Raw genomic sequence first — 16,557 nt, forward strand, 5'->3', positions numbered from 1 at the left:
AACCCGGGGCACGGAGGCCTCTCCCCGGGGCCTCGCGCGGGTGCGGCGGGCCCTCAGTCCTCGCGCCCCCGCGGTGGCTTCCGCCGAGGTGGTGGGGGAGGCGCCGGGGGTGGTGGGGGCGGAGGCGGCGGCCAGTCCGTCTCACCCCGGCGTCCGGGCCGTGAGCCGTCACCCGGCGGCGGCACCACGGGCCCGGCCACCGTGGGCGCCCCGCTCACCGGAGGCGGCGCCTGCGGCGCGGGCGGCCCGTACTCAGGCCCCCCTCCACCACGCCCCGACCCCCACTCGTCGCGCCCCCCACCCACTCCACGGGGACCGCCCGCACCGGAGCCGTGCCTGCCGGCTGGGGGTCCGGGTGTGTGGCTGCCGCCCGCGTACCTGCCACCCGTGGGCCCGGGTGCGTGCCCGCCGCCCGCGTACCCATCGCCCGCAGACCCGCCGTCCGCGGACCCGCTGCCCGGGGGCGAGCCGTCCGGGTACCTGTCGCCTGGGGGTCCGGGTGTGTGCCCACCACCCGCGTAGCCATCGCCCCCAGGCCCGCCGCCCGCGTACTCACCCCCCACGTACCTGTCGCCCCCAGGCCCGCCGCCCGCGTACCCATCGCCCGCAGGCCCGCCGCCCGCGTACCTGTCGCCCGGGGGCGAGCCGTTCGGGTACCTGTCGCCCGTGGGTCCGGGTGCGTGCCCGCCGCCCGCGTACCCGCTGCCCGGGGGCGAGCCGTCCGGGGGCGATCCGTCCGCGTGTCCACCACCCGCGTACCTGTCGCCCCCATACCCGCCGCCCGCAGGCGAGCCGTCCGGGTGCCTGCCACCCGTGGGCCCGGGTGCGTGCCCGCCGCCCGCGTACCCATCGCCCGCAGGCCCGCCGCCCCCGGCCGAGCCGCCCGCATACCTACCGCCCGCGGAACCGACCCCGTCCCCAGCACCTCCGTACCCCCCGCCCCCGGAAGCACCGCCCCCGGAGCCCTCCCCCTGACCCGACCAGCCCCGCGGTTCCCGCGGTTCCCCCGGCTCCCGCCGCACCTGAAGGTACGGATTCGTCTCCGCCCGCGGCGGCCGGAAGGGCGTGCTCTGCCGATACGGCCCGGACGCCGACCCCGAGGACTGCGCCCCCTGCTCAGGGAACCCCCCGGACCTCGGGGACGCCCCGCCCCCGGGGGACGACACCCCCGGAACCAAGTCCTCCGCAGCCCCGCCCGCCCCGAACGCCAGTGGCGAGGCGCGACCCCCCGCCGCCCCCGTGGCCCGGGCGAGGAGAGCCCCCGCGGCCCCGGCGGCAAGACCCCAGGCCGCGCCCAGAAGCACCGCCGCGCCGAGGCGGCCGCGCAGTTCGAGTCCCGCCCCGAACGCGTCGAAGCCGAGGACCGACAGGGAGGCGTCCGCGGAGACCTCGGTCAGCCAGGTCATCAGGGGCAGGCCGACCGCCGTCACGAGGCCGAGTGACAGCGCGCAGCGGGCGACGAAGCCGGCGGCGCCCGTGTCCCGCGCCGACGGGCTGCGCACGGCGGTGAGCACCCCGGCGAACAGCATCATCAGGACCGCGGCCACCGCGAGCAGCCAGACCCTGCCGTCCAGTTCCGCGAGCCGGTCCAGGGTCAGTGGCCTGTTCGTGTCGCCGCGCAGCAGATCGTCCACCGGGTCGGGCAGGAAGCGGGTGAGCGGGCCGGACGCCTCCCCGTCGTAGGGGACGAGGAGGCCGACGGGCAGCCCGAGGAACACCCCGTTGGGCGTGCCGAGCAGCGCGCCGCCCGCGATCCGCTTCGGATGGGCGTCACCGATCATCGCGTACGCCGCCGCGGCGATCCCGGCGAGCACGGCCGTCAGGACCACCGTCACCAGGGCGGACGCGGCAGGCCGCACCAGGCGGTGCACGGCACCGAGGCCGGGCGGCAGCGGGGTGCGGCGGGAGGCGAGCAGCGCGATGACCAGCACGACGGTCACCCAGACGGCGCCGCCGAGCAGCGTGGCACCCGTGTCGACGGTGAAGCCGACGGCGGCCTCCGCCTCCGCGAGATCGCCGAGCCGGTCGGGCAGCAGCCCGCCGACGTCCCCGATGCCGCCGATGTCCTTGAGTCCGTCGGGAATCCGGTCGGTGATTCCGTCGGGAAGATTGTCCAGACCTTTGTCGACGCCTTTGTCGATTCCCTTGTCGATACCGAGCTGTTGGCCGTCGATCGTGATGACATCGTGTCCCGCCCACGCGAGGCCACCGAGCATGCCGAGGAAAAGGATGATCACCGTGCCCGCGCGGGCGCAGAGTTCGCCGGGTGAGATCACCACTCCCGCGCCGCGCAGGGAACGCAGGAAGAAGAAGGCGAGTAACACCGCCCCCACCAGACTCACGCCGAGCGGGGTGACCTCGATGGCGGTGTCCGCCTGCGCGCCCTCGAGGCCGGAGGCCGACACATCACCGGAAGGGGCGATCGAACCGCCGACGCCCAGGGCCACCGCCGCCGCGGTCATCGGCCCGAGGGAGCCCGCCGCGTCCGCGCCGAGCAGATGGAGCCCGAGCGCCGCGGTGCCCGCCATGCCGATGAGCGCCCAGCTGACCGCGGCGATCGCGGAGAGCAGGACGTCCCCCCAGGGAACGCCTCGGCGCACGTCCTTGTACCGGCCGGTCTCCATCGGACCCCCCGAGCTCGCAGCGCGTCGCCCTCCTCGTGCGGACGCACCGTCATGCCGGGCACGGCAGAGATGGCGAACAGAACATCGCATCGCTGACATGAGAGACATGCACTTTATGTACGCGATCCGTACTCGCTGAGAGCCCTTACCACTTTCCGGGGTGGTATCCGCCCCGTCAACGGGGCAGTCATAGTGGCCCGTACGCAGTCTTCACAAGGCCCGACTTTCGGTCAGAGGCCTTCGCCTGAAATAGTTCCTCCCGATGTTCGACATCCCTAGACTCCCCATGGTGGGGCAACTCGGGGGACAACTCAGTGGGGCATGGAGTGCCGGAACTCGTACTGGAATTGAATGGCAGGACCTGGACGCTCGATTCGTCCAGGGCGTACACCCTTGGACGTGATCCACAGGGCGACATCGCGCTCGACGACGCCAGGGTCTCCTGGCGGCACGCGACGATCAGCTGGGGCGGGCGCAGTTGGGTCATCGAGGACCACGGCTCCACCAACGGCACCTTCGTGCAGGGGCAGCGGATCCAGCAGAGGGAGATCGGCCCCGGGTCGGCCGTCCATCTGGGCAACGCGACCGACGGCCCGCAACTGGTCCTCTCCGGCGGCGCCCACGGCGCTGCCGCTGCCATGTCCGCGCCGGGCGCGCAGCAGCAGGCACAGCACGCGCCGCCGCACCAGGCAGCGGGTCACGCCGTCGGCGGGCAGCAGGAAGCCCCCGGCTGGGCCGCCCAGGCCCAGCAGCCGCAGCAGGCACCGCAGCACCTCGCGCCGCAGCACCAGGCACCGCAGTACCAGGCGCCCGGGCAGCAGCTGCCGCAGCAGCAGGGCTGGCCGCAGCAGGGGCAGGGGCAGGTCCCGCAGCAGGGCCACGGCCAGGCGCCGCAGGGCCCGGGTGCGGGCGTGGGATCCGGCGGCGCGGCGGGGGCCCCGCCGGTCCACGGCGACCGCAGCCCGACCACGTACCACCAGTTCGCGCTTGGCCGAAAGATGCGCATCGGCCGCGCCCTGGAGAACGAGCTGGTGGTCTCCGACCTCCAGGTCTCGCGGCTGCACGCGGAGTTCACGGCGTCGCCCGACGGCCGCTTCGAGCTGCGCGACCTCGGCTCGCACAACGGTACGTACGTCAACGGCATGCCGATCGCGAAGTCGTCCACGGTCCTCATCGGCCCGAACGACATCGTCGGCGTCGGCCACTCGACGTTCCGCCTGGTCGGCGACCGCCTCGAGGAGTTCGTCGACACCGGTGCCGTCTCCTTCTCCGCGCGCCACCTGACCGTCACGGTCGACGGCGGCAAGCAGATCCTGAAGGACGTCTCCTTCGGTGTCCCGGAGAAGTCGCTGATCGCGGTCATCGGCCCCTCGGGCTCCGGAAAGTCGACCCTGCTCAAGGCGCTCACCGGCTACCGGCCCGCCAACCAGGGCGACGTCCTCTACGACAACCGGAACCTCTACAAGCAGTTCGCCGAGCTGCGCCAGCGCATCGGTCTGGTCCCGCAGGACGACATCCTGCACAAGGAGCTGACCGTCAACAAGGCGCTCAAGTACGCGGCCAAGCTCCGCTTCCCCGCCGACACCAGCGAGCAGGAGCGCCAGCAGCGCATAGGCGAGGTCCTGCGCGAGCTGAAGCTGGACATCCACAAGGACAAGAAGGTCACGTCCCTGTCCGGCGGTCAGCGCAAGCGCGTCTCGGTGGCCCTTGAGCTGCTCACCAAGCCGTCGCTGATCTTCCTGGACGAGCCCACGTCGGGCCTGGACCCGGGCATGGACCGTGACGTCATGCAGCTGCTGCGCGGGCTCGCGGACGACGGCCGCACGGTGCTCGTCGTCACGCACTCCGTGGCCGAGCTCGCCATCTGCGACAAACTGCTCGTGATGGCGCCGGGCGGCTCGGTGGCGTATTTCGGCCCGCCCGAGGAGGCCCTGAACTTCTTCGGCTACAGCACCTGGGCCGACGTCTTCTCCGCCTTCGAGAACTACCGCGACTACGACTGGGCGGGCCGCTGGAAGGGCTCGCAGCACTACCAGATGTACGCCGCGGACATCGACGCCGTCGCCGCGCAGTCCGTACACATGCCGCCGCCGCAGGCGATCAGCCCGCCCAAGCCGCAGGGCTGGGGCTCACAGCTGTTCACCCTGATCCGCCGCTATGTGTCCGTGATCGCCTCCGACAAGGGCTTCATGGCGCTGATGCTGATCCTGCCCGCGGTGCTCGGCGCGGTGAGCCTGCTCATCGACCCGGACAAGGGCCTGCTGCCGGTCGTGAACCCCAGGACCGGCAAGATCATCCCCAATGGCACGGCCACGACGGTGCTCCTGATCCTCGCGGTCGGCGCGTGCTTCGCGGGCGCCGCCAACTCGGTCCGCGAGCTGATCAAGGAACGGGTGATCTACGAACGGGAACGCGCGACCGGCCTGTCCCGTTCCGCGTACCTGATGTCCAAGGTCATCGTCCTCGGCGCCATCACCGTGCTACAGGGCGCCCTGGTCGGCGCCATCGGCTTCTCCACCCGGGAGATCCCGGAGAAGGGCCTGGTCCTCGGCGGCGGGGTGCTCCTGGAGCTGTCCCTGCCGATCATGGCGCTCGGCTTCACCTCGATGATGTTCGGTTTGATCATCTCGGCTCTGGTGAAGACCGCCGAGAAGACCATGCCGCTCCTGGTGATGTTCGCGATCATCCAGGTCGTCTTCACCGGCTGCCTGTTCATCCTGCACGGCACGGTCGGCGTCAACCAGTTCTCGTTCCTGATGCCCTCGCGCTGGGCCGTCGCCGCCGCCGGCGCGACCCTGGACTTCAACAGGATCAGCCCGAACCCGGACGACCCGGGCGCCACCGACCCGCTCTGGGACCACGAGGTCATGTCCTGGGTCATGGACATGGGCGCCCTGCTCGCCCTCGGCGCGCTGTGCGGCGTCCTCGTGGCCCGCTTCCTGCGCCGCCACGAGCCGGAGGTCATGCGCAAGTAGCGGTGTGCCGCCGCGCGCGAGGGCGTACGGCGGCACGAAGAAGGGCGGCACCCCGCGCGGGGTGCCGCCCTTCGGCATCTGTGAGCCTCGGAAGAGGTCCGGGTCGTCCGGCTCAGTAGGCGCTGTTGACGTTGTCGATGGAGCCGTAGCGGTCGGCGGCGTAGTTGGCCGCGGCCGTGATGTTGGCGACCGGGTCGTAGATGTTCGTCGAGGTGCCCTCGACGTGGTACGCGCTGAACGTCGGCTGGATCACCTGGAGCAGACCGATCGACGGGGTGCCGTTGATGGCATTGATGTCCCAGCCGTTCTTGGCGTTCGGGTTGCCCGTGGACTCCCGCATGATGTTGCGGTGCAGCCCGTCGTACGAGCCGGGGATGCCCTTGGACTTCATGATGTCGAGGGACTGGCGGATCCAGCCGTCGAGGTTGTTGGCGTAGACGGGCTTGCGGGCGGCGGCACGGCTGGCCGTCTCCTTGGCCTTGCGCTCGTCCTCGGCCCTCTTCTTCGCGGCGGCCTCGTCGGCGGCCTTCTTGTCGGCGGCGGCCTTCGCTGCGGCGTCCTTGGCCTGCTTGCTGGCGTTGGCCTGCTGCTTGCTGACGCTCGCCTGCACGGTCTGGGCGTGAGCGGGCGTCGTCCAGGCCGCCGAGTGGGTGCCGAGGGCCTCGGCCTGTGCTTCGGAGCTGCCCGGCACGATCGAGAAGGCGAGGGCGGCGGCACCCAGGGTGGCGACACCGGCGATCGAGAACTTCTGGGCCTTGGTCAGGGTGGAGCGACTATGACCAGAGGGGACGTGCTGGGACATGCGGGATGGACCTCTTCGTATCGGGGAGGCCGCTCTGCGCCGACGGGGGACGGACTGCTTCCGGCGAAACGCCGCGGTGCGAGGACCGCGGCGCCGAGCGACGGATGCAATTCTTAGCGGGCGCAAAATTGTGTGGCAAAGACGTGACGTACGATCCCGCTTAGTGGATCAGGGGGCGTGCCCCGGGCTTCCCTCCCCGCCCCCGTCCCACCCTTACGGGACCTTCACGTCCACTAGGCGGCTTCGTACGTGACGTGCGTCCTATGCGCGGGCTCACATCGGCGGCGTAACAGTCTCACCGAGAGTTGCTGCCGCAATGCTCTCGGTGAGCAAACTCATCCGCAGGTATGAGGTCCGCTCCTGTGGCTGTCCTGCCGGAGGCGGAGCGGCCGCCCGGCCCCTCCTCCCCGCGGGCACGCGCGCGTGCCCGCGGGACGCTCTCCTCGCGGGCGCGCGCGTGCGGGGACCCATGGGCCTAGGGCCGGGGGCCTAGGGAGCTGCCGCCACAGGACGGATACGCGCTGTCACAGCCCGCCGGTACGGTTGGGCCATGAAAGACGGACCCCGATCGGGGCTGTACGCGGTCAGCTCCGCCCTGCTCGCCATGAGCAGCCAGCTGGAGGTGCGCGACGTACTCAAGACGATCGTCGCCTCCGCCCGCGAGCTGCTCGACGCGGAGTACGCGGCGCTCGGTGTCCCCGACGACCACGGCGGCTTCGCCCAGTTCGTCGTCGACGGCGTCAGTGACGAGCAGTGGAAGGCCATCGGCCCGCTGCCCCGCCAGCACGGCATCCTCGCCGCGATGCTGCGCAGGGCCGAGCCCGAGCGCCTCGCCGACGTCCGCGAGGACCCCCGCTTCGAGGGCTGGCCCGCCGCCCACCCGGACATGTCCGATTTCCTCGGCCTGCCGATCCTGCACGGCGAGGAGACCCTCGGCGCCCTCTTCCTCGCCAACAAGCGGTGCGCCAAACCGGCCGGCGGCTGCGGCTTCGACGAGGACGACGAGGAACTCCTGTCGATCCTCGCCCAGCACGCCGCGATCGCCCTGACCAACGCCCGTCTGTACGAGCGCAGCCGTGAGCTCACCATCGCCGAGGAGCGCTCCCGCCTCGCCCACGAGCTGCACGACGCCGTCAGCCAGAAACTCTTCTCGCTGCGCCTGACCGCACAGGCCGCGGCCGCCCTGGTGGACCGCGACCCGACGCGCGCCAAGGGCGAACTCCAGCAGGTCGCGGCGCTCGCAGCCGAGGCGGCGGACGAGCTGCGGGCCGCCGTCGTGGAGCTGCGTCCCGCCGCCCTGGACGAGGACGGCCTGGTCGCGACCCTGCGCACGCACGTCCAGGTCCTCGACCGCGCCCACTCCGCCACGGTCACGTTCGACAGCAGCGGAGTGCGCGCCCTGCCCGCCGCGCAGGAGGAGGCGATGCTGCGCGTGGCCCAAGAGGCCCTGCACAACGCCCTGCGGCACGCGAGGGCGCAGAGCGTCGGCGTCGCCCTGCACAAGCGCGGACCCGGCGCGGTCCTCCGGATCACCGACGACGGCAGGGGCTTCGACCCGCGCACGGTGCGGCGCGCGGGACGGCACTTGGGGCTGGTCTCCATGCGGGACCGGGCGGGCGGGGTCGGCGGACGGCTGGCCGTGGAGTCGGAGCCCGGCAAGGGCACGACGATCGAGATGGAGGTCCCCGGTGGCTGACGCCGTGGTCAATTCGAAGGCAGCGATCAGAGTGCTCCTGGTGGACGACCACCAGGTGGTCCGGCGCGGTCTGCGTACGTTCCTGGAGGTCCAGGAGGACATCGAGGTCGTCGGTGAGGCCGCGGACGGCGCCGAGGGCGTCGTGGCCGCCGAGGAGCTGAAGCCCGACGTCGTCCTGATGGACGTCAAGATGCCCGGCATGGACGGCGTCGAGGCCCTGCGCAAGCTGCGCGAGCTGGCGAACCCCGCGCGCGTGCTGATCGTCACCAGCTTCACCGAGCAGCGCACGGTGGTCCCGGCCCTGCGCGCGGGCGCGGCGGGCTATGTGTACAAGGACGTGGACCCCGACGCCCTCGCCGGCGCCATCCGCTCCGTGCACGCCGGGCACGTGCTGCTCCAGCCCGAGGTGGCGGGCGCGCTCCTGTCCCAGGAGGAGACCCACACCCCGCAGGGCAGAGGCAGCTCCCTCACCGAGCGGGAGCGCGAGGTGCTCGGCCTGATAGCGGACGGCCGGTCCAACCGCGAGATCGCCCGCGCCCTCGTGCTCTCCGAGAAGACCGTCAAGACCCATGTGTCGAACATCCTCATGAAGCTCGACCTCGCCGACCGCACCCAGGCGGCCCTGTGGGCCGTGCGGCACGGCGTGGCGGGCTGATTCCCGCAGGTCCCGGCGGGGCCCCGCCAGGGCGGCCAGGAGCGTCGCGTTCCGGGCTGAGATTCATACCGTCGTGTGGATGTCCCCCGTTCGGCGCAACCCGGCGGAGGCTGCGCCGTTCTCCAGTGCGTGCTGCGGCGGCTGGCCGCAGCTTCTGCTCAGGAGGACGCAAGAAGTGAAGAACCTGAAGAAGGCCGCTGCCGTCACGATGGTGGCCGGCGGCCTGGTTGCGGCCGGTGCCGGTATCGCGTCGGCGCAGGGCGGCGCGGACGCCCACGGGGCGGCGAAGAACTCTCCCGGCGTCGTCTCCGGCAACCTCGTCCAGGCCCCGATCCACGTCCCGGTGAACGCGTGCGGCAACTCCGTCACCGTGATCGGCGCCCTGAACCCGACGTTCGGGAACGTCTGCGAGAACGTCTGACCGCACCCGCGCACCCGCGCACCCGACCGCATCCGCGCACCCGACCGCATCCGTGCGCTCCGGCGACAGCCCCGGACCCCCTGCGTCCGGCACCCCCCGCCGAAGCGCCGAAGCGCCGGAGCGTCGCGAGCGCCGAAGCGTCGCACACGTCCTGACCCCACAGCCGGGGTCACCGCGTCATCAGTGAGGAACACTTCCCCATGAACATCGCCAAGAAGGCCGCCCTGGCCGTCGCCGTCGCCGGTATCGCTGCGGGCGCGTCCGCCGGTGCCGCCTCCGCCGCCTCCGAGGCCAACGGCGTGGCCACCGGCTCCCCGGGCGTCGGCTCCGGCAACCTGGCCCAGGTCCCGGTCCACGTCCCCGTGAACGCCACCGGCAACAGCGTGAACGTGATCGGCGTCCTGAACCCGGCCTTCGCCAACGCCACGGTCAACCGGTGACACGCCGCCCCCTCGGGTAGCCGCACACCACCCCTCCGGGCGGAGGGCCCCGCGAACCACCAGTCCGCGGGGCCCTCCGGCACCCACACCCGCCGCAGCCCCGGAACCCCGCAGCCCCCGGACGCCGGGCGCCCCTACCTCCCGCCGCCCCGCTCCCGCTCCTCCACACAAGCGTTGTACGCGGCCACCTGCGCCCGCCGGGCGACCCGCTCCACCGGCCGCAGCGCCTGCGCCCGAGCCCCCATCTGCGACGCGCTCACGGCGCCGCCGTGCCCGTTCTCGTATGCCACCGCAATCAGCAGACCCACCCGCTGCGCCAGCTCCAACACCCGCACCGCGCGCGGCGGATACCCCGGCGCGAGCAGCTCGCGGCCCCGCTCGGACCGTGCCCGGTACGCGTCGAGCGCGGCCTCCGCGACCGGACCCGACGCCGCCACGTCGAGCCGCGCGAGCACCTCCGTGGCCTCCCGCAGCGCGTCCGCCAGCTCGCGCTCCGCCTCGCCCAGCGAGGGCACGTCAGCGGGCGGCGCCACCCGCACCGGCAGGCAGTGCCACACGACCTCCACATGGACGTCCGCCGCCTCCGCCGCGCCCTCGGGCCCCGCCTCCGTCACCTCCGGCACGAGCCCGTACGGCGCACCCGAGGCGACCACGGCCTCCTCGGCCTCCAGGGCGCGCTCGTTGAAGGCGGGCGGCCCGCTCAGACCGAGCGGATGCCCCGGCGCGGGCAGTGCCACCCGAAGCCCCGTCGCACCGAGCGCCCGCAGCCGCCCCAGCGCCAGCGAGAGGCCGACCGGCGCGGACTCGCCCGGCAGCCCCTCGACCCGGTGCACCGCGTCGCCGCCCACGATCGCGTGCACCGCGTCATCGGGAGAAACAAGTCCGGCCAAAAGGGCGTTTCCCCAAGCGGCCAAGCGTCCTGAACGTGGTTCCGAGAGCATGCACACAGCCTAAGGACCGGGCTCGGCACGGGAACGGCCGACCGGTGGCGTAGGTTTTATCCGGGGGCCGCGTCCACAGACGCGGACACGCGAGCGACAGCCGAGAAGAGCAATGGGAGACAACGCGCTCATGAGCGATGTACTGGAGCTTCAGGACGTATCCGTGGTCCGGGAGGGCCGGGCTCTGGTGGACCAGGTCTCCTGGTCGGTGAAGGAAGGGGAGCGCTGGGTCATCCTCGGCCCGAACGGCGCGGGCAAGACCACCCTCCTCAATGTCGCGTCCAGCTACCTCTTCCCGAGCACGGGCACCGCCACCATCCTCGGCGAGCAGCTCGGCAGGGTCGACGTCTTCGAGCTGCGCCCGCGCATCGGCATGGCCGGCATCGCCATGGCCGACAAGCTCCCCAAGCGCCAGACGGTCCTACAGACGGTCCTCACGGCCGCGTACGGCATGACCGCCGGCTGGCACGAGGACTACGAGGACATCGACGAGCAGCGCGCCCGCGCCTTCCTCGACCGCCTCGGCATGAGCGACTACCTGGACCGCAGGTTCGGCACCCTCTCCGAGGGCGAGCGCAAGCGCACCCTGATCGCCCGCGCCCTGATGACCGACCCCGAGCTGCTGCTCCTCGACGAGCCCGCCGCGGGCCTCGACCTCGGCGGCCGCGAGGACCTCGTACGCCGTCTCGGCAGGCTCGCGCGCGACCCCATCGCCCCCTCGATGATCATGGTCACGCACCACGTGGAGGAGATCGCCCCCGGCTTCACCCACGTCCTGATGATCCGCCAGGGCAAGGTGCTCGCCGCGGGCCCGCTGGAGCTCGAGCTGACCTCGCGCAACCTCTCCCTCTGCTTCGGCCTGCCGCTGGTCGTCGAGCAGCGCGGCGACCGCTGGTCGGCACAGGGCCTCCCGCTCGGCTGATCGCACACGCCCTGTCGGGCACGGGACCCGCGGACCTACCATGACCGGGTGGACATCGACGCATGGGTGTGGTGGCTGATCGGCGCGGCCGCCCTCGGAATCCCGCTGGTAGTGACCGCGATGCCGGAGTTCGGCATGCTCGCCGTCGGCGCGGTCGCCGCCGCCGTGACCGCGGCACTCGGCGGTGCCGTGGTCCTTCAGGTGGTGGTCTTCGCCGTGGTCTCGGTCGCGCTCATCGCGGTCGTACGCCCGATCGCCGCCCGGCACCGCTCGCAGCGGCCCGAACTCGTCAGCGGGGTCGAGGCGTTGAAGGGCAGATCCGCCGTCGTCCTGGAGCGGGTCGACTCCTCCGGCGGACGCATCAAGCTGGCGGGCGAGATCTGGTCCGCGCGGCCGCTCGACAAGGACCAGAGCTATGAGGCCGGCCAGGAGGTGGACGTGGTCGAGATCGACGGAGCGACAGCCGTGGTGATCTGAGTGCCCTTCCGCGTCCGAGCGCCGGTCCGACGCCAACTGGCCCTCGCCGGCCGGGAAGTGACGGCCCGTAATGGCAGGGTGATCCCGAACGACCCACGGGCCGCGCGCCGTTCTGACAGACTCGACCGGCGGACCGGAAGATCTTCCGGAACACCGCAACCATCCGGGAACACGAAGCATGAAGGGTACGGGGAACCACGATGGAACCAATCATCATCGTCCTGATCATTCTGGTGGTGCTGGTCTTCATCGCCCTGATCAAGACGATCCAGGTCATCCCACAGGCCAGCGCCGCCATCGTGGAGCGCTTCGGCCGCTACACCCGCACCCTGAACGCGGGCCTGAACATCGTCGTCCCGTTCATCGACTCCATCCGCAACCGCATCGACCTGCGTGAACAGGTCGTGCCCTTCCCGCCCCAGCCGGTGATCACCCAGGACAACCTGGTCGTGAACATCGACACCGTCATCTACTACCAGGTCACCGACGCCCGCGCCGCGACGTACGAGGTCGCCAGCTACATCCAGGCGATCGAGCAGCTCACCGTCACCACCCTGCGCAACATCATCGGCGGCATGGACCTGGAGCGGACCCTGACCTCCCGCGAGGAGATCAACGCGGCCCTGCGCGGCGTCCTCGACGAGGCCACGGGCAAGTGGGGCATCCGCGTCAACCGCGTCGAGCTCAAGGCGATCGAGCCGCCCACCTCCATCCAGGACTCGATGGAGAAGCAGATGCGCGCCGACCGCGACAAGCGCGCCGCGATCCTCCAGGCCGAGGGTGTCCGCCAGTCCGAGATCCTGCGGGCCGAGGGTGAGAAGCAGTCCGCGATCCTGCGCGCCGAGGGCGAGGCCAAGGCCGCGGCCCTGCGCGCCGAGGGCGAGGCCCAGGCGATCCGCACGGTCTTCGAGTCCATCCACGCGGGCGACCCGGACCAGAAGCTCCTCTCCTACCAGTACCTCCAGATGCTGCCGAAGATCGCCGAGGGCGACGCCAACAAGCTCTGGATCGTGCCCAGCGAGATCGGCGACGCCCTCAAGGGCCTCGGCGGTGCCCTCGGCAACTTCGGCCCGCTCTCCGGCGGCGGCTCCTCCGGCGGCGGCGCGGCCACCGTCAAGAGCCCGAGCGGTGTGGAGCGCCGCGAACAGCCGCCCATCGACTGACCCGCGCACTCGCGCACTCGCGTACGGATACGACGTCGGGGGCGCCCTCTTCGGAAGAGGGCGCCCCCGACGTCGTACGCGCGCCTAAGCGGCGGGCTGGGCCAGCCAGTCCGGCAGGGCCTCGAAGTCCTCGCGGCCGAGCGCCAGCAGCATCGCGTCCGCGGGCGTCGGCTCGAACGGCTGGCGAAGCAGCGGCATCTGCGCCTGCTCCGGCGTACGGTCCGCCTTGCGGTGGTTGTCGAGCGCGCACGACGCCACCGTGTTCAGCCAGGAGTCCGCGCCGCCCCGGGAGCGCGGCACCACGTGGTCCACGGTCGTCGCCCTTCTGCCGCAGTACGCGCACCGGTGCTGGTCACGCACCAGGACACCGCGCCGCGACCAAGGGGCGCGTCTTCGGAAAGGCACCCGTACATAACGGCACAACCTGATCACCCGGGGCACCGGAAGCTCGACGGCGGCGGCGCGCACGCGCAGCGCGGGGTGGGCCTGTTCGACAACGGCCTTGTCCTGGAGAACCAGCACGACGGCGCGGTTCAGCGTCACCGTCGACAGAGGTTCGAAGCTTGCGTTCAGCACCAGCGTGTCCCGCATCTCGCCCACCCTCCCGTGCGCACCGGCCCACCCCCTGGCGGGCTTGGATCAACTCTGGCCGGGCACGCCGGGTTGGACAACGCAATAAAAGATGCCCGCCTCTGATCACTTCCAAGACCAGAGGCGGGCAAACGTTGCATGAACCCTGAGCTGTCGGGAATTCCCCGGGGCGCGCGCCGGAGCGCGCGCCGGAGCCCGCGCTAGCTGTCGGCGGCCGCAGCGTACTCCGCGATGACCTGCGCCCGCGCCAGCGTGTGGAACCGCAGGTTGAAGCCGACGACGGCGGGCGAGGCGTCCGAGTCGGGGCCGAGCTCCTCCTGGTCGACCGCGTACACCGTGAACACATAGCGGTGCGCCGGGTCGCCGGGCGGCGGGGCGGCGCCACCGAAGTCCTTGGTGCCGTAGTCGTTGCGCACCTGGACGGCGCCTTCGGGGAGCCCCTCGAACTTGCCGGTGCCCGCGCCCGCCGGCAGTTCGGTCACGGACGCCGGGATGTCGAACACGGACCAGTGCCAGAACCCGCTCCCGGTGGGGGCGTCGGGGTCGAAGCAGGTCACGGCGAAGCTCTTCGTCTCCGGCGGGAATCCCTCCCACCGCAGGTGCGGCGAGGTGTTCCCGTCCGCGTACACCTGGGCGTCCTTCAGCACCGCGCCCGGTTCGAAGTCCGCGCTCCGGACCGTGAACGACGGCACGGCCGGGTGGAAGTCATGGGGCAGCGGCGGCCTCTTGACCTCGGTCACGTAGGCACCTCCTGATCGGTTCCAGTGGGGCGACGGCAGCGCTCGCGCGCCGCTGCCGTCGAGTGACGTCGAGCCTAGAACCAGTTGCGCCGGGAGCCGACGTGGGACAGCCACTCGTTCAGGTACGCGGCCCAGTCGGTGCCCTGGAAGTCGTTCAGGCCGACCTTGAAGGACTTGTACGAGTCACTGCCCTCGCTGAACAGGCCGGGCTTCTTGTCCATCTCCAGGACGACGTCCATCTCCCGGTCGTCCGCGACGAAGCTCAGCTCGACCTGGTTGAGGCCGCGGTACTGCTCCGGCGGGAAGAACTCGATCTCCTGGTAGAACGGCAGCCGCTGCCGGGTGCCGCGGATGTGGCCGCGCTCCATGTCGGCGCTCTTGAAGCGGAAGCCCAGCTGCCCGAAGGCGTCCAGGATCGCCTGCTGCGCCGGCAGCGGGTGCACGTTCACCGGGTCCAGGTCGCCGGAGTCCACGGCGCGGGCGATCTCCAGCTCCGTCGTCACACCGATGTTCATGCCGTGCAGCTGCCGTCCCGCGAAGTGGGTGATGGGCGTCTCCCAGGGGATGTCGAGGCCGAACGGCACCGCGTGCACCGCGCCGGCCTTGAGCTCGAAGGCACCGCCGAGCCGCTGCTTGGTGAACTCGATGTCCTGCTTGGTCTCCTGGTCGTGGCCCTCGACCTCGACGCGTGCCTGGAGGCCCACGGACAGCGCCTCGACGCGCTGGTCGACGCTGCCGCCCTGGATGCGCACCTCGCCCTGGACGACACCGCCCGGCACGACGTTGGCCTCGGTGAGCACCGTCTCCACGGAGGCCCCGCCGGCACCCAGACTCGCCAGCAGCTTCTTGAACCCCATGACTCTCCTCCCCAGGCCCGGCCTGTGGCTTGACTCGATCGATTGATCGTCGACCTTCGACAACGTACGAACGCGCTCGGGCCGTGCGCGGTTCCACGCCCGTGCCCGCGCCCACACCCTCGCGGGGACGGGACCGGGAGGCCAGCCTCCACGCCAAACCCGTACACGTTCGGTGCACTACGCTCGTAAGGCATGATCGTGGCCCCTGACCGTACGCCCCTGCCCCGCGACTTCTTCGACCGCCCCGTCCTGGAGGTCGCACCCGAACTGCTCGGCCGTGTCCTTGTGCGCAGCACACCGGACGGTCCCATCGAGCTGCGCCTCACGGAGGTCGAGGCGTACGCGGGGGAAGCGGACCCGGGGTCCCATGCCTATCGGGGCCGCACGGCCCGCAACGGCGTGATGTTCGGTCCGCCCGGGCACGCGTACGTCTACTTCACCTACGGCATGTGGCACTGCCTGAACGTGGTGTGCGGTCCTGAGGGGACGGCGGGCGGGGTCCTGCTGCGGGCGGGGGAGATCACCGCGGGGGCCGAGTTGGCCCGCGCGCGACGACTCTCGGCCCGAAACGACAAGGAACTGGCCAAAGGCCCCGCCCGCCTCGCCACGGCTCTCGGCGTGGACCGGGACCTCGACGGCGCCGACTTCTGCGCGGGCCCCGACGCCCCCCTCACTCTCCTCGGTGGCATACCCACTCCTGCCGACCAGGTCAGCAACGGCCCGCGCACCGGAGTGGGCGGGGAGGGGAGCGTCCACCCCTGGCGCTTCTGGGCGGCCGATGACCCTACGGTGAGCCCCTATCGGGCCCATGTGCCGCGGCGCCGCCGGACTTGACGCGGCCTTGGCGGATCCGTAAGGTGGCCCGAGCCGCTTGACCCGGGTACGGCGTTCAGCCTGCAACCGGAAGCGGCCAACCACTACCTACGACTTCCCTCAGCGGGGTCCTGTTTCGCATGCCTGCATGTCGAAATTCGAATCCGCGGCACTCGATTATGAGTTGCCAGGGAAATCCGCTAACGTAGTGACCACGCCGAAGGGCAGCCGAAAGGCAGTCAAAAGGCAAAGGCCTCCAACGGCCACCGGAATTGAAATCCGAACCGGGAACGGAACGGAAAACGGATCTGGTAGAGTTGGAAACGCAAGAACAGAAGAAACACCGAAGGGAAGCGCCCGGAGGAAAGCCTGAGAGAGTCTCTCGGGTGAGTACAAAGGAAGCGTCCGTTCCTTGAGAACTCAACAGCGTGCCAAAAGTC

15 protein-coding genes are annotated in these 16,557 nt (G+C 71.5%); 9 read left to right on the forward strand and 6 right to left on the reverse strand.

The features are described 5' to 3' along the window. Positions 1 to 53: 53 nt before the first annotated feature. Positions 54 to 2,624 carry a streptophobe family protein gene (locus ACH4DX_RS06060; protein WP_398154127.1) on the reverse strand — a complete coding sequence of 857 codons (2,571 nt, stop codon included), beginning with the start codon at positions 2,622 to 2,624 and terminating at the stop codon, positions 54 to 56. A gap of 314 nt (positions 2,625 to 2,938) precedes the next feature. Between ACH4DX_RS06060 and ACH4DX_RS06065 the strand changes: the two genes are divergently transcribed. After that, positions 2,939 to 5,599 carry an FHA domain-containing protein gene (locus ACH4DX_RS06065; RefSeq protein WP_398154128.1) on the forward strand — a complete coding sequence of 887 codons (2,661 nt, stop codon included), beginning with the start codon at positions 2,939 to 2,941 and terminating at the stop codon, positions 5,597 to 5,599. Between the two features lie 112 nt (positions 5,600 to 5,711). Here the strand turns inward: ACH4DX_RS06065 and ACH4DX_RS06070 are convergent, their stop codons facing one another. Further along, entirely contained in the window at positions 5,712 to 6,401 is a 690-nt protein-coding gene (locus ACH4DX_RS06070) for a transglycosylase SLT domain-containing protein (RefSeq protein WP_398154129.1), read from the reverse strand. A 550-nt stretch (positions 6,402 to 6,951) separates the two neighbouring features. Here ACH4DX_RS06070 and ACH4DX_RS06075 point away from each other — a divergent pair. The 4 genes from ACH4DX_RS06075 to ACH4DX_RS06090 all read left to right on the forward strand — a co-directional run bounded on the left by ACH4DX_RS06075 (position 6,952) and on the right by ACH4DX_RS06090 (position 9,613). After that, the gene (locus tag ACH4DX_RS06075) at positions 6,952 to 8,097 is read left to right on the forward strand and encodes a GAF domain-containing protein (protein WP_398154130.1); all 1,146 of its coding nucleotides are present in this window, start codon (positions 6,952 to 6,954) and stop codon (positions 8,095 to 8,097) included. Beyond that, entirely contained in the window at positions 8,090 to 8,752 is a 663-nt protein-coding gene (locus tag ACH4DX_RS06080; protein ID WP_398122617.1) for a response regulator, read from the forward strand. Before ACH4DX_RS06075 ends, ACH4DX_RS06080 begins: the two co-directional genes overlap by 8 nt. A 175-nt stretch (positions 8,753 to 8,927) precedes the next feature. Beyond that, entirely contained in the window at positions 8,928 to 9,173 is a 246-nt protein-coding gene (locus ACH4DX_RS06085; protein WP_398122744.1) for a chaplin, read from the forward strand. A 200-nt stretch (positions 9,174 to 9,373) separates the two neighbouring features. Next, the gene (locus ACH4DX_RS06090) at positions 9,374 to 9,613 is read left to right on the forward strand and encodes a chaplin (protein ID WP_398122616.1); all 240 of its coding nucleotides are present in this window, start codon (positions 9,374 to 9,376) and stop codon (positions 9,611 to 9,613) included. Positions 9,614 to 9,747: 134 nt separating this feature from the next. Here the strand turns inward: ACH4DX_RS06090 and ACH4DX_RS06095 are convergent, their stop codons facing one another. Next, on the reverse strand, positions 9,748 to 10,554 hold the full coding sequence (locus ACH4DX_RS06095) for a hypothetical protein (protein ID WP_398122615.1): 807 nt from the start codon (positions 10,552 to 10,554) through the stop codon (positions 9,748 to 9,750). Positions 10,555 to 10,684: 130 nt separating this feature from the next. Between ACH4DX_RS06095 and ACH4DX_RS06100 the strand changes: the two genes are divergently transcribed. The 3 genes from ACH4DX_RS06100 (at position 10,685) to ACH4DX_RS06110 (ending at position 13,116) form a co-directional block, all read left to right on the forward strand. Further along, positions 10,685 to 11,476, forward strand: coding sequence for an ABC transporter ATP-binding protein (locus ACH4DX_RS06100; RefSeq protein WP_398154131.1), 792 nt, complete (start codon positions 10,685 to 10,687; stop codon positions 11,474 to 11,476). A 48-nt stretch (positions 11,477 to 11,524) separates the two neighbouring features. Further along, positions 11,525 to 11,953: an NfeD family protein gene (locus ACH4DX_RS06105; RefSeq protein ID WP_398122613.1), complete on the forward strand. Its 429-nt coding sequence runs from the start codon at positions 11,525 to 11,527 to the stop codon at positions 11,951 to 11,953. A gap of 200 nt (positions 11,954 to 12,153) precedes the next feature. Beyond that, positions 12,154 to 13,116, forward strand: a complete 963-nt coding sequence (locus ACH4DX_RS06110) for an SPFH domain-containing protein (protein ID WP_398122612.1) — start codon at positions 12,154 to 12,156, stop codon at positions 13,114 to 13,116. Positions 13,117 to 13,200: 84 nt separating this feature from the next. Here ACH4DX_RS06110 and ACH4DX_RS06115 read toward each other — a convergent pair whose 3' ends face one another. The 3 genes from ACH4DX_RS06115 to ACH4DX_RS06125 all read right to left on the reverse strand — a co-directional run bounded on the left by ACH4DX_RS06115 (position 13,201) and on the right by ACH4DX_RS06125 (position 15,304). Next, positions 13,201 to 13,707 carry an HNH endonuclease gene (locus ACH4DX_RS06115; RefSeq protein WP_398122611.1) on the reverse strand — a complete coding sequence of 169 codons (507 nt, stop codon included), beginning with the start codon at positions 13,705 to 13,707 and terminating at the stop codon, positions 13,201 to 13,203. A 200-nt stretch (positions 13,708 to 13,907) separates the two neighbouring features. Next, a complete protein-coding gene (locus ACH4DX_RS06120; protein WP_398122610.1) occupies positions 13,908 to 14,447 on the reverse strand; it encodes a YbhB/YbcL family Raf kinase inhibitor-like protein in 540 nt (179 codons plus the stop codon). A 74-nt stretch (positions 14,448 to 14,521) separates the two neighbouring features. Beyond that, complete coding sequence (locus ACH4DX_RS06125) at positions 14,522 to 15,304, reverse strand: sporulation protein (RefSeq protein WP_398154132.1); 783 nt, start codon at positions 15,302 to 15,304, stop codon at positions 14,522 to 14,524. A gap of 192 nt (positions 15,305 to 15,496) precedes the next feature. On the opposite strand from ACH4DX_RS06125, the gene ACH4DX_RS06130 reads away from it, so the two are divergent. Then, complete coding sequence (locus ACH4DX_RS06130; protein ID WP_398122608.1) at positions 15,497 to 16,138, forward strand: DNA-3-methyladenine glycosylase; 642 nt, start codon at positions 15,497 to 15,499, stop codon at positions 16,136 to 16,138. The last annotated feature ends 419 nt before the right edge of the window (positions 16,139 to 16,557 follow it).

It is taken from the genome of Streptomyces sp. NPDC017940 (assembly GCF_044328435.1).
Classification (GTDB): domain Bacteria; phylum Actinomycetota; class Actinomycetes; order Streptomycetales; family Streptomycetaceae; genus Streptomyces.